Annotated in this window: 12 protein-coding genes; 8 read left to right on the forward strand and 4 right to left on the reverse strand. The window is 72.3% G+C overall.

Annotated features, from left to right (window positions below):
* The first annotated feature begins 28 nt into the window (after positions 1–28).
* The 4 genes from glcE (at position 29) to Q9R47_RS21100 (ending at position 4441) form a co-directional block, all read left to right on the forward strand.
* A complete protein-coding gene (gene glcE / locus Q9R47_RS21085) occupies positions 29–1168 on the forward strand; it encodes a glycolate oxidase subunit GlcE (protein ID WP_311235077.1) in 1140 nt (379 codons plus the stop codon).
* A 17-nt stretch (positions 1169–1185) separates the two neighbouring features.
* Positions 1186–1977, forward strand: coding sequence for a YoaK family protein (locus Q9R47_RS21090; RefSeq protein ID WP_311235078.1), 792 nt, complete (start codon positions 1186–1188; stop codon positions 1975–1977).
* Between the two features lie 43 nt (positions 1978–2020).
* Positions 2021–3280 carry a glycolate oxidase subunit GlcF gene (glcF, locus tag Q9R47_RS21095; protein WP_311235079.1) on the forward strand — a complete coding sequence of 420 codons (1260 nt, stop codon included), beginning with the start codon at positions 2021–2023 and terminating at the stop codon, positions 3278–3280.
* 165 nt (positions 3281–3445) lie between these two features.
* On the forward strand, positions 3446–4441 hold the full coding sequence (locus Q9R47_RS21100) for a ProQ/FINO family protein (RefSeq protein WP_311235080.1): 996 nt from the start codon (positions 3446–3448) through the stop codon (positions 4439–4441).
* A 136-nt stretch (positions 4442–4577) separates the two neighbouring features.
* On the opposite strand, the gene Q9R47_RS21105 is transcribed toward Q9R47_RS21100, so the two are convergent.
* Positions 4578–4991, reverse strand: a complete 414-nt coding sequence (locus Q9R47_RS21105) for a hypothetical protein (RefSeq protein ID WP_311235081.1) — start codon at positions 4989–4991, stop codon at positions 4578–4580.
* 154 nt (positions 4992–5145) lie between these two features.
* Between Q9R47_RS21105 and Q9R47_RS21110 the strand changes: the two genes are divergently transcribed.
* Positions 5146–5886 (forward strand): hypothetical protein, encoded by a 741-nt coding sequence (locus tag Q9R47_RS21110; RefSeq protein WP_311235082.1) that lies wholly within the window; start codon positions 5146–5148, stop codon positions 5884–5886.
* 12 nt (positions 5887–5898) lie between these two features.
* Complete coding sequence (locus Q9R47_RS21115) at positions 5899–6372, forward strand: hypothetical protein (protein WP_311235083.1); 474 nt, start codon at positions 5899–5901, stop codon at positions 6370–6372.
* A gap of 18 nt (positions 6373–6390) precedes the next feature.
* On the opposite strand, the gene Q9R47_RS21120 is transcribed toward Q9R47_RS21115, so the two are convergent.
* The 3 genes from Q9R47_RS21120 to lplT all read right to left on the reverse strand — a co-directional run bounded on the left by Q9R47_RS21120 (position 6391) and on the right by lplT (position 9285).
* Positions 6391–6885 (reverse strand): glutathione peroxidase, encoded by a 495-nt coding sequence (locus Q9R47_RS21120; RefSeq protein WP_311235084.1) that lies wholly within the window; start codon positions 6883–6885, stop codon positions 6391–6393.
* 129 nt (positions 6886–7014) lie between these two features.
* Positions 7015–7890 carry a DMT family transporter gene (locus tag Q9R47_RS21125; protein WP_311235085.1) on the reverse strand — a complete coding sequence of 292 codons (876 nt, stop codon included), beginning with the start codon at positions 7888–7890 and terminating at the stop codon, positions 7015–7017.
* Between the two features lie 114 nt (positions 7891–8004).
* The gene (lplT, locus tag Q9R47_RS21130) at positions 8005–9285 is read right to left on the reverse strand and encodes a lysophospholipid transporter LplT (protein ID WP_311235086.1); all 1281 of its coding nucleotides are present in this window, start codon (positions 9283–9285) and stop codon (positions 8005–8007) included.
* 139 nt (positions 9286–9424) lie between these two features.
* Between lplT and alr the strand changes: the two genes are divergently transcribed.
* Both alr and Q9R47_RS21140 read left to right on the forward strand, forming a co-directional pair.
* Positions 9425–10534, forward strand: coding sequence for an alanine racemase (alr, locus tag Q9R47_RS21135; RefSeq protein ID WP_311235087.1), 1110 nt, complete (start codon positions 9425–9427; stop codon positions 10532–10534).
* Positions 10535–10539: 5 nt separating this feature from the next.
* Positions 10540–11409, forward strand: a complete 870-nt coding sequence (locus tag Q9R47_RS21140) for a hypothetical protein (protein ID WP_311235088.1) — start codon at positions 10540–10542, stop codon at positions 11407–11409.
* The last annotated feature ends 109 nt before the right edge of the window (positions 11410–11518 follow it).

Genomic DNA, 11518 nt, shown 5'->3' on the forward strand with positions numbered 1-11518 from the left:
CCCCCGGAGCTGCCGCTACGATGCAGCCATGGATTCCGCCCTTCGCCAGATCATCGAGCGCGTGCAGGACAGCGCGCGCGAACGCCGTCCCTTGCGCATCCGCGGGGGCGGCACCAAGGATTTCCACGGTGGCGTTCCCCTGGCGGGCGAGGTGCTGGACACGCGCGCGCTGTCGGGCGTGGTGGACTACGAGCCGAGCGAACTGGTGGTGACGGTGCGAGCGGGAACGCCGCTTGCCGAGCTGGAGGCGCTGCTGGCGGGCCGCGGGCAGTGCCTGCCGTTCGAGCCGCCGCATTTCGGCGAAGGAGCCACGGTGGGCGGCATGGTCGCGGCGGGGCTGTCCGGGCCGGCGCGCGCGAGCAGCGGGGCCGTGCGCGACTTCGTGCTGGGCGTGGAGATCGTCAACGGCCGCGCCGAATGCCTGCGCTTCGGCGGGCAGGTGATGAAGAACGTGGCGGGCTACGACGTGTCGCGGCTCATGGCCGGGGCCTGGGGCACGCTGGGCGTCGTCACCGAAGTCAGCCTCAAGGTGCTGCCGGTACCGCCCGCCGAGGCCACGCTGCGCTTCGATCTGCCGCAGGACGAGGCGCTGCGGCGCCTGCAGGCCTGGAGCGGGCAGCCGCTGCCACTGAACGCCAGCCGCTGGGAGGCCGGCCCGTCCGGTACCGCGGGCGGCGTGCTGCACCTGCGGCTGCGCGGTGCCACGGCGGCCGTCGAATCGGCCTGCCGTGCGCTGGGCGGCGAGCTGCAGCCCGCGCAGGAGGCGCAGGCGCAATGGTCGGCTTGCCGCGAGCAGGTGCTGCCGTGGTTCGAGGGCCGGGCCGAGGGCGCCGCGCTCTGGCGACTGTCGGTGCCGCCCGCGGCTCCGGCACTGGCGCTGCCTGCAGGGGCCTGCGCGCCGCTGGTCGAATGGCATGGGGGATTGCGCTGGGTTCAGGCGCCCGAGGCCGTCGGTCCCGAACTCCGGGCCGTGGCCCGCGCGGCCGGTGGCGCGGCCACGCTGTTCCGCGCTGCCGCGCAGCGGTCTCCGGTACCGGCAGGGATCGCTGCCTCCGCAGCGGCGGGCCTGCAGCCGGCGGATGCCGCCCTGGAGCGCATCCAGGCCCGGCTGCGGGCGGCGTTCGATCCGGAAGGCATCTTCAACCCCGGCCGCATGCCGGCGGGATAGGGCAGGGCGGACGACGCATGCGCCTGCTGCGGCATCTCATGGGGCGGCACCGCACGCCGTCCACCAACCGGCTGCTGGGGCTGCTGCTGGCCTTCAACGCGGGCGCGGTGAACGCGGGCGGATTCCTCGTGGTGCACAGCTACACCTCGCACATGACGGGCTTTCTCTCGACCGTGGCCGACAACCTCGTGCTGGGCAACATGGCGCTGGTGCTGGCGGCCGTGGGCACGCTCTGGGCGTTCATGTCGGGCGCGGGCACCACGGCGATCATGGTCAACTGGGCGCGCCACCACCGGCTGCGCAGCGGCTTCGCCCTGCCGCTGCTGCTGGAGGCCGTGCTGATGCTGCTGTTCGGCCTGATGGGCGCGATCACGCTGGGCTGGCCGACGCCGTTCTCGGTGCCGCTCACGGTGCTGCTGCTCGCCTTCCTGATGGGGCTGCAGAACGCGGTGGTCACCAAGATGTCTTCGGCGCAGATCCGCACCACGCACATGACGGGCGTGGCCACGGACCTGGGCATCGAGATGGGCAAGATGCTCTACTGGAACCGCCGCGGCACCCCGCCCGAGGCGCACGTGCATTCCAACCGCGCGCGGCTGGCGCTGTTCGCGGGGCTGCTGGGCATGTTCACGGCCGGCGGCATCGTGGGCGCGGCGGGCTTCAAGCACGTGGGCTTCATTTGGGTGGTGCCGCTGGCGGCGGTGCTGCTCGGACTCGCGCTGCCGCCGCTGGCCTCGGATTTCGGGCACCTGGCTGCGCTGTGGCGCGGGCGCAGGCCACGGCCCCGCGGCCACGGCCCGGGGCACTGAGGCCGGCGGGCCGAACCCACGACATTCCCACGACACGAACACCATGCAAACCCGACTCGCCCCCGAATTCCAGGACACGCCCGAAGGCCGCGAGGCCGAGGGCATCCTGCGCAAATGCGTGCACTGCGGCTTCTGCACGGCCACCTGCCCGACCTACCAATTGCTGGGCGACGAGCTGGACGGCCCGCGCGGCCGCATCTACCTCATCAAGCAGGTGCTGGAGGGCGAGGAGCCCACGCGCAAGACGCAGCTGCACCTGGACCGCTGCCTCACCTGCCGCAACTGCGAGACGACCTGCCCGAGCGGCGTGCAGTACGGCCGCCTCGTCGACATCGGCCGCCGCATCGTCGAAGAGAAGGTGCGCCGGCCGCTGCCCGAGCGCGCGCGCCGCTGGGCGCTGAAGGAGGGATTGCCCTCGCCGCTGTTCGGGCCGGCGCTGAAGGCGGGCCAGGCCGTGCGCGGGCTGCTGCCCGCCGCGCTGCGCGCCAAGGTGCCGCGCCCGCAGGAGGCCGGTGCCTGGCCGGTGCGCGAGCACGCGCGCAAGGTGCTCATGCTCGCGGGCTGCGTGCAGCCGGCGATGCTGCCCAACGTGAACCGCGCCACCGCGCGCGTGCTGGACGCCGCCGGCATCCAGGCGGTGATCGCCGCCGGCGAGGGCTGCTGCGGCGCCGTCAAATTCCACCTCAACGACCAGGACGGCGGACTCGCGCAGATGCGTGCCAACGTCGACGCATGGTGGCCCCACGTGGAGGCGGGCGGCGTGGAGTCGATCGTGATCAACGCCTCGGGCTGCGGCGCCACGGTGAAGGAGTACGGGCACCTGCTGCGGCACGATCCGGCCTATGCAGAGCGCGCCGCGCGCGTGAGCGACCTCGCGCGCGATCTCTCCGAGCTGCTGCCGGACATGCTGCCCGCGCTGGCCGAGCGCCTGGCAGGGCGCATCGATGCGCCGAAGGCTCTGCTGGCCTATCACCCGCCCTGCACGCTGCAGCACGGGCAGAAGCTGCGCGGCGGCGTGGAGACGCACCTGGCGCGGCTGGGCTTCCGCCTGCGCGTGGCGCGCACCGAATCGCACCTGTGCTGCGGATCGGCCGGCACCTATTCGCTGCTGCAGCCGGAGATCGCCGGGCAGTTGCGCGACCGCAAGCTCGGCGCGCTCGGCGATGCCTGCGCGGAGGAGCCGCCGGCCGCCATCCTCTCGGCCAACATCGGCTGCATCACGCACCTGCAGAGCGGCACGGCCACGCCGGTGCGGCACTGGATCGAGGTGCTGGACGAGGCGCTGCGGCCCGGGGCCGTGTGACGCACCGGGGGCTTTTCCCGCCGCGATGGCCGGGCCGGGCGTGGCGCAGACGCATCGATAAAAACCGGTGCCGCGGCCGGGGCTGGCATGATGGCGGGTTTTCCTGACGGTGCCGGGCCCTGCGGGCCGCCGGCGCACACCGTGACACCGGGCTTTCTTCCTGCCATGAACGATACCGTGAACGCACCCGATTCCAAGGCTCCCGAGGCCCAGGCCCCCGACGCGGCATCCGCCGCCCCTGCCGTGGCCGACTCCGCCGCCGCTGCTTCGCCCGAAGGCGCCCGGGGCGATGCGCCCGCGGGCCGGCGCCCGGGACGCCGTGGCGGCCGCAATCGCCGCCGCGGCACACCGGAAGGCGCGGCCGGCGACGCCGCTGCCGCTCCCGCAGCCACCGCTGCGTCCGCGCCTGCGCAGAACGGCGGCCGGCGCACCATCCATCCCGCGCTGGAGCAGCTCGCACAGCTCTATCCCCATCTGTTCGGCGCCCAGTTCCTGCCGCTCAAGCGCGGCATCTTCCAGGACCTGCAGGACGCCCACCCCGGCGTGTTCGAGCGCGACGCGCTGAAGGTGGCGCTCGGCCTGCACACGCGCTCCACGCGCTACCTGCAGGTGGTGGCCGAAGGCCGGCCGCGCCACGACCTGGGCGGCCAGGCCGTCGAGGCGATGGCGCCCGAGCACGTCTACCACGCGCTGACGGAGGTGTACCGCCGCCGCAAGCCGCGCGACGGCGAGGACCTGCAGGCCAAGCTGCGCCGCCGCATCGCCCAGGCCTTCGAGGCCTCGGGCCTGGACCGCATCGGCTACGACGCGCTCGTGCGCAGCCGCGACGAGAAGGCGAACGCCGTGCTGGACGAGGCCCTGGCCGAAGTCGCGGAGCGCGATGCCAAGGCCGAGGCCCTGCTGCGGGCCTTCGAGGCCAGCGGCAGCGCGGACGTGGCGCAGTTCGCCGACATGTACGGCATGGACGTGCGCGCGGCGGAGCGTTCGCTGCAGCGCGGGCGCCAACTGCGCAGCGCGGCCCAGGCCCGTGCCGCCGCGGCCGAGACCGGGACCGAGACCGAGGCTGTTGCCGTGGATGCGCCGGCGCCTGGCGACGGTGCGCATGGTGGCGATGATGCCGCCGGTGAAGGCGCCGCCACCCCCGCGGAAGACGCGAAGTGATGCGACACGGCGTGCAGGCGGCCGGGCGGTCTCTCGCCCGGCGACTGTAGGCACGGGCGCAGCCTGCGCTGCACGGCATTGCCGCACGCCGTAACGCACGGATGCGCGGTGAGGGGCGGAGCGCGGCGACGGCTTTTCAGCGCGGGCGCTGCAGTTCCCCGCGGGTGCACAGGCGGCCGTTGCTGCAGCCCGCCGAGATCAGCACCGGGGAGCGGCCGTTCTCGGTCGGGCGGGCGCGCAGCAGGCCGTTCTCGTTCACCGCGATTTCGCCGTTGTACGGGGTGGATGTGGCTGCGTCCAGCGTGCCGCAGGAGCGCGACCCTTCGGTGAAGAGCCCTTCGCCGGTGAGCCGGTAGGTGCCGCGGTACCGGCAGCTGACGGAGGTACCCCGCGTCAGGGTGTCCATGCGGAACACGCCGCCACGGGCGACGATGTCGATGGCCATCGGTGCGCCGGGCGTGTGCGCGGAGGGATAGCCGTAGCCCTCGAACGCCTTGTCGAAGCGCACGGTGTGGTCTTCGTAGCGGTAGCGCGAAATGCGGCGCGGCATCTACGCAGGCTTCCAGGATGCGTGGATACGAAAAATGACTTTTGTGACGGCTCGTTGCGCAGCCTGGGCGCGCCGGCTGGTACGGTGGGGGCCGAGCCTGGCATGGGAGTATTCCGTGGACCGGCCGCACGTCGAGATGCAGGAGGAGACATCCATGGCCACCGCCACCACCGCCCCCGCGCAGCCCGCCACCGGCAGCGCTGCCGACAAGGACCGCTCCGCGTTCGAGACCGCCATCTGGCTGATCAAGGTCGAGATGGGCAATGCGGGCACCTACATGACGATCGATGCGAACGCGCGGATCGCATACACCCGCCAGATCGACGCCATGGCCAACGAACTGCGCACGCAGGCGCTGTCCGGGCGCATCACCTGGGCGCAGGCCGCGCAGCAGGCGCAGGACACGCGCAACGTCATCATGGAAGTGATCCGCGGGCGCAGCACGCCGTTCGGCCGCGCGATGGCGCAGCAGATCAAGGCCGAGGGCAAGACGCTCAACGAACTCATCGCCCGCAAGGTGCAGCAATTGCACGGCCCCGGCGCGCAGTTCGACCGGCTCACGGGCACGCAGCAGAACGCCGTCTATGCGGAGATCGTGAAATCGGCCGGCAAATCCAATCCGCGGGTCACGCAGACCATGCGCGGCCTCTCGCGCGCCGGGCGCGGGCTGATCGTGCTGTCGCTGGCGATGTCGGTCTACAACGTGGCCAATGCCCAGGACAAGGTCGCCGCCACCGGCCGCGAGGTGGCGGTGACGGGCGCCGGCATCGGCGGCGGCATGGCCGGCGGGGCCCTGGCGGGCCTGGCCTGCGGGCCGGGCGCACCGGTGTGCGTGGCGGTCGGGGCCTTCGTCGGCGGGGCGCTGGCCGCCTTCGGCATGGACATGCTCTGGTGAGGCTCCCGGCCCATGGATGTCCTCGCCCCTGAAGAACTCTCCCTCCACCTCCTGCGGGAGGCCGACGCGCGGCACAAGCCGCTGAGCGACATCGTGCTGGCCGGCCAGCGCATCGGCCGCACCGTGGAGGCCGCCGTGCTGGAGGCCGCGTTCCGCTGCGACAGCGGCTACCTGCTGTTCACCACCGACGACGTGCCGGGCGAGGAGTTCCTCGGCATCCACCTGTTCAGCCCGGAGTTCGAGCGGCTGGACACGGCCACGCTCGGCGGGATGTATTCCACCGGCAGTTTCCTGCTGCTCGGCGTGGAAGGCACGGACACGGTGCGCTTCCGCTTCATCGGCGGCACCGACTGGCGGCTGAAGGTGCTGCCGCGGTCGCGCCTGCGCATGCCGCTCATGCCGGAGGCGCGGGGCGTGTCGCGGCCGCTGGGGTTTTCGCGGCGCTTCGAGATCACCGGGCGGCCGCAGCGTGAGCTGTCGGACTGACCGGCCGCCCGGCGCGCATCAAGGCGCAGGCTGCGCGAGCGCGGTCTCGATGTCCCGGGCCAGCGATGCGGGCTTGTCGGTGGGCGCGTAGCGGCGGACCACTTGGCCGTCCCGGCCGACCAGGAACTTGGTGAAATTCCACTTGATGGCCCTGGTGCCCAGCAGGCCGGGCGCTTCGGCGGTCAGCCAGCGGTAGAGCGGCGGCGCTTCGGACCCGTTCACATCGATCTTCGCCATCATCGGAAAATCCACGCCGTAGTTGCGCTGGCAGAAGCTGGCGATCTCCTCGTTCGGCCCCGGGTCCTGGCGGCCGAACTGGTTGCAGGGAAAGCCCAGCACCACCAGCCCCTGGCCGGCGTACTGCCGGTGCAGCTCCTGCAGGCCCGCGAACTGGGGCGTGAAGCCGCAGGCGCTGGCGGTGTTCACGATCAGCAGCACGCGTCCCTGGTAATCGCGCAGGGGCACGGTGCGGCCGTCCATCTGCAGGGCATCGAAATCGTAGGCGGAGGGCATGGTGGGGCTCCAGAAAGGCCGCCGTGGCGTGGGCAGGGCCGGCGAGAACCCATTGTCGCCAGAAAATGCCCAGCCCTGTGTCTGTGCCGGCGGCAGGGCGGGTGTGCGCCCGTGCACCCGCCGTGGTCTTCAGCGCCGCTGCAGCGACGCCAGCAGCGCCGCCAGCACGATCATCCCGCCGCCGATCAGGGTGCGCGGCTGCAGCGTGGCCGCCGACAGCAGCACCGACGACACGCTCGCGAAGACCACTTCCGAGAGCATGACCACCGCCGTGGTGCCCGCGGGCAGGCGCGAGGCGCCGTACTGCAGCGCCCAGTTGCCGAGCAGCAGCACGCACGCGAGCAGCGGCGCGGTCACCAGCCAGCCGGCGTGCGGCGCGGGAAAGGGCTCGACCACTCCGGCCTGCAGGCCGATGGCGCCCACGGCCAGCGCCATCAGCATGCAGCCGCCGAACATCGAGAACATGCGCGCCTGGCCCGGCACCGCGTGCAGCCGGCGCAGGGTGACGTTGGTGAGCGCGAACATGAAGCCGCCCAGCAGCGCGAGCCCGTCGGCCATCGACAGGCCGTGCAGCAGCCGCCCGGCCGGGGCGTCCGCGGGCCAGAGCACGAGCGCCACGCCCGCGAAGGCGAGCGCCAGCCGCGCCAGCGCCTGGCCGGTGGGCCGCTCGCCGAGGACCTTCCACGCCAGCAGCACCGCCCAGGCGGGCATGAGGTAGAAGAGCAGGATCACGCGCACCACGTCGCCCACGGTGACCGCCCAGTTGAAGGCTACGTTGTTCAGTCCGGAGCTGAGGGCCAGCAGCCAGAGCTGCGGGTGCGCGCGCACCTGCGCCCACAGGCCCGGCCGCAGGGCCAGCAGCGCGAGCAGCACCCCGCAATACATCAGCGCGGTGGCCCACAGCGGATGCAGCCCGGCCGCGTGCATGGTGCGGAACGGCCACCAGGCCAGCCCCCAGACGAAGGCGTTGAACAGCAGGGCGAGGACGGGCAGCGGAGAGGTCATGCGAGAGGAGAAGCCGGCCCGGCGGTGCAGGCGCTGCCGTGGGGCGCCGGAGGGCGCTGCACGCCATGGCGCCCGGCGTGCCGGTGGCCGTGCCCCGGCGCGGGCCGCGCGGGATCAGTGGTGGTGGTCGTGCCGGGCGATGTGCAGCAGGTGCTCGACCTCTTCGGAGTAGCGCGTGCAGTTGCTGATGTGCCAGCGCCGGATCAGCCACATCACGCCCGCCACCACGAGGCCGAACACGGTGATCGCGCCGAACACCGACAGGCCCATCTTGAGCGACAGGCTGTAGAACGCGCCCAGGCCCAGGATGGCGGCCTGCTCGTTGAAGTTCTGCACGGCGATGGACCGCCCCGCGCCCATGAGGTTGTGGCCGCGGTGCTGCAGCAGTGCGTTCATGGGCACGACCAGGTAGCCGCCCAGGCCGCCCAGCAGGATCAGGAAGGGAATCGCGATCCAGATGCTCTTGATGAACACCATCAGGATCAGCAGCACGCCCATGGCGATGCCGAGCGGGATGACCTTGGTGGCCATGTCCAGCCGCATGCGCATGGACGCCACCACCGCGCCCACGGCGGTGCCGATGGCCACCACGCCGGTGAGCGCCGAGGCCTGGGTGGTGTTGTAGGAGAGCGCGGCGGCGGCCCAGGCCAGCACGATGAACTTGAGGTTGCCGCCCGCGCCCCAGAACAGGGTGGTGGTGGCCAGCGAAATCTGCCCCAGCTTGTCGCGCCAGAGGCGGTTGTTGCAGGACCAGAAATCGGGCAGCAGCGCGAGCGGGTTGCCCGGCATGGCGCGCATCTCGACGCCGGTGTGCGGGATGCGGGTGTTGAACCAGGCGGCGGCGAGGTAGACGGCGATGAGCGTGGCGATGGCCGCCTCGGCCGCCGTGTCGATGCCGGTGTCCAGCAGCGGCACGTCCACCGACAGCAGCCAGTGGGAGATGTTCGGCCCCACGAGCTGGCCGCCCAGCAGCACGCCGAGGATGATGGAGGCGATCGTGAGCCCCTCGATCCAGCCGTTGGCCTTGACCAGCTGCGAGGCCGGCAGCAGCTCGGTGAGGATGCCGTACTTGGCGGGAGAATAGGCCGCGGCGCCCAGCCCCACCACCGCGTAGGCGATGAGCGGATGGGAGCCGAACAGCATCATGAGGCAGCCGACGACCTTGATCGCGTTGCTCACGAACATGACCTTGCCCTTGGGCATCGCGTCGGCGAAGGCGCCCACGAAGGGGGCCAGCACCACGTAGAACAGGGCGAACATGGGCACCAGCGCGGCCCGCTGCCATTCCGGGGAGCCGTTGGTGCGCAGCAGTTCGACGGCCGCCACGAAGAGTGCGTTGTCGGCCAGCGAGCTGCAGAACTGCGCCGACATGATGGTGTAGAAACCGCGCTTCATCGAATGGCTGGTGGGTGCATCAGCGGAACTGATGCCCTGTTAAATCTCGGACCCGGCTGCAAGTGACTGGCGGTTATATCACGCGCCCTGTACGCTCCGATGCCAGAATTCCCCCCTTTCCGCCTGCCGCCCAGCCCCCATGCCGCGCCCCATACAAGCCACGATCCACACTGCTGCACTGCAGCACAACCTGGCACGCGCCCGTGCCGCCGCGCCGGACGCCCGCGTCTGGGCCGTGGTGAAGGCCAATGCCTACGGCCACGGCATCGAACGCGCCTTCGAGGGCCTGCGGGGCGCGGACGGTTTCGCCCTGCTGGACCTGGGCGAGGCCGAGCGGGTGCGGCAGCTGGGGTGGCGCGGCCCGATCCTGCTGCTGGAGGGCGTGTTCGAGCCGCGCGACCTGGAGCTGTGCTCGCGCCTGTCGCTCTGGCACGCCGTGCACTGCGACGAGCAGATCGACTGGCTCTCTGCCCACAAGACGCATGCGCCGCACCGGGTGTTCCTCAAGATGAATTCGGGCATGAACCGGCTGGGCTTCCCGCCCGCGCGCTACCGGGCGGCCTGGGCGCGGCTCAATGCCCTGCCGCAGGTGGACGAGATCTCGTTCATGACCCATTTCAGCGACGCCGACGGCCCGCGGGGCATCGCCCACCAGCTCGATGCCTTCTGCACCGCCACGCAGGACCTGCCGGGCGAGCGCACGGTGAGCAACAGCGCCGCCACCCTGCGCCATGCCGCGGGCGACGCGCGGGTGCGGGCCGACTGGGTGCGCGCGGGCATCGTGCTCTATGGCGGCGCGGCCGACCATCCCGAGCACGACGCGGCGCACTGGGGCCTCGCGCCCACCATGACGCTGTCGGCGCGCATCATCGGCACCCAGCAGCTGCAACCCGGGGATACCGTGGGCTATGGATCGTCCTTCACGGCCGACCGGCCGCTCGCCATCGGCGTGGTGGCCTGCGGCTATGCCGACGGCTACCCGCGCCACGCCCCCACGGGAACGCCGGTGCTGGTGAACGGTGTGCGCACCCGCACCGTGGGCCGGGTGAGCATGGACATGATCACCGTGGACCTCGCGCCGCTGCACGAGGCCGGCGTGGAGGCGGGCGTGGGCAGCGAGGCCACGCTCTGGGGGCGCGCGGCCTGCGGCGCGGTGCTCGGCATCGACGAGGTGGCGCAGGCGGCCGGCACCGTGGGCTACGAGCTGATGTGCGCCCTGGCGCCGCGCGTGCCGGTGGTGGTGGACTGAAGCCCATGCGCGGCAAGGCCCTGCCCGGCCAGCGCGCGGGGGGATCGAACTGGCGCCGCGTGCGCACGCCCGGGCGCACGCTGGAGGCTTCGCTGCTGAGCCGCTATAGCCTGCGCGTGCACGGCTGGTGCATCGGCGCCTTCATGATGGCCTTCATGTGGGCGGTCTCGCACACGCAGATGGTGCTGGGCGTGGAATCGCTCGCGGTGCGCTACCTGGTCACGCTCGGGGCTGGTTATCTCGCCTACCTGCTGGTGCTGCGGCTCTGGGCGGCACGGCTGGTACAGCCGCCTGCCCGGAATGCGCGGAGCCGGGACGGGGACGACGTGGATGCCTCCAGCGGCGTGGACGTGCTCGACGCGGCCGAAACCCTGTACGACGCCGGCGGGCTCGCCGCGCGGGCCGTGCGCGGCACGGGCGGGCGCTCGCCGACGCTGCCGCAGTCCGGCGGCGGCGATTTCGCGGGGGCCGGGGCCGACGGGCACTTCGGCGATGCCCTGGGCGACCTGGCCGGCAACGCCCTGGGCGCCGCCGCCGAGGCCGACGAGGGCGCGGTGGTGGTCGTGCCCGTGGTGGCGATCTTTCTCATCGGCGCGGCGGTGCTGTTCGGCGCGGGCGCGCTCGCGCTGCTGTACTTCGGCTTCGACGTGCTGCTGGCCGTGGCGGTGGAACTGGCGTTCTCGTACGCCACCGCCCGCGCCGCCGTGGGCGTGGAGCGCGCCGGCTGGCTCCCGGCCGCGGTGCGCCTCACCTGGAAGCCGCTGCTGGGCGCGCTGCTGTGCGCCGTGGTGCTGGGCGCCGCGCTCGATCGTTTTCTGCCCGATGCGCGGTCGCTGCCCCAGGCGGTGCGCATGCTGCAGGGCGGTCACCGCTGAAGCCCGGGACGCGGCGGTACCCAGGTCGGGAAGTGCCGGCGCATATCGATACAACCACAAAGTCGTTCGCCACCGCCGCGCTGCTTGGCATAGTGGTCCCTTCGCCGGC

It is taken from the genome of Acidovorax sp. PRC11 (assembly GCF_031844105.1).
Taxonomy (GTDB): domain Bacteria; phylum Pseudomonadota; class Gammaproteobacteria; order Burkholderiales; family Burkholderiaceae_C; genus Paracidovorax.

Bases quoted from the DNA above. Each gene is read 5' to 3' on its own strand.
- Q9R47_RS21100 (WP_311235080.1), top strand. From the start codon at position 3,446: ATGAACGATACCGTGAACGCACCCGATTCCAAGGCTCCCGAGGCCCAG.
- Q9R47_RS21140 (WP_311235088.1), top strand. From the start codon at position 10,540: ATGCGCGGCAAGGCCCTGCCCGGCCAGCGCGCGGGGGGATCGAACTGG.
- glcF (WP_311235079.1), top strand. From the start codon at position 2,021: ATGCAAACCCGACTCGCCCCCGAATTCCAGGACACGCCCGAAGGCCGC.
- lplT (WP_311235086.1), bottom strand. From the start codon at position 9,285: ATGAAGCGCGGTTTCTACACCATCATGTCGGCGCAGTTCTGCAGCTCG.
- Q9R47_RS21125 (WP_311235085.1), bottom strand. From the start codon at position 7,890: ATGACCTCTCCGCTGCCCGTCCTCGCCCTGCTGTTCAACGCCTTCGTC.
- alr (WP_311235087.1), top strand. From the start codon at position 9,425: ATGCCGCGCCCCATACAAGCCACGATCCACACTGCTGCACTGCAGCAC.
- Q9R47_RS21120 (WP_311235084.1), bottom strand. From the start codon at position 6,885: ATGCCCTCCGCCTACGATTTCGATGCCCTGCAGATGGACGGCCGCACC.
- Q9R47_RS21090 (WP_311235078.1), top strand. From the start codon at position 1,186: ATGCGCCTGCTGCGGCATCTCATGGGGCGGCACCGCACGCCGTCCACC.
- Q9R47_RS21115 (WP_311235083.1), top strand. From the start codon at position 5,899: ATGGATGTCCTCGCCCCTGAAGAACTCTCCCTCCACCTCCTGCGGGAG.
- Q9R47_RS21110 (WP_311235082.1), top strand. From the start codon at position 5,146: ATGGCCACCGCCACCACCGCCCCCGCGCAGCCCGCCACCGGCAGCGCT.
- glcE (WP_311235077.1), top strand. From the start codon at position 29: ATGGATTCCGCCCTTCGCCAGATCATCGAGCGCGTGCAGGACAGCGCG.
- Q9R47_RS21105 (WP_311235081.1), bottom strand. From the start codon at position 4,991: ATGCCGCGCCGCATTTCGCGCTACCGCTACGAAGACCACACCGTGCGC.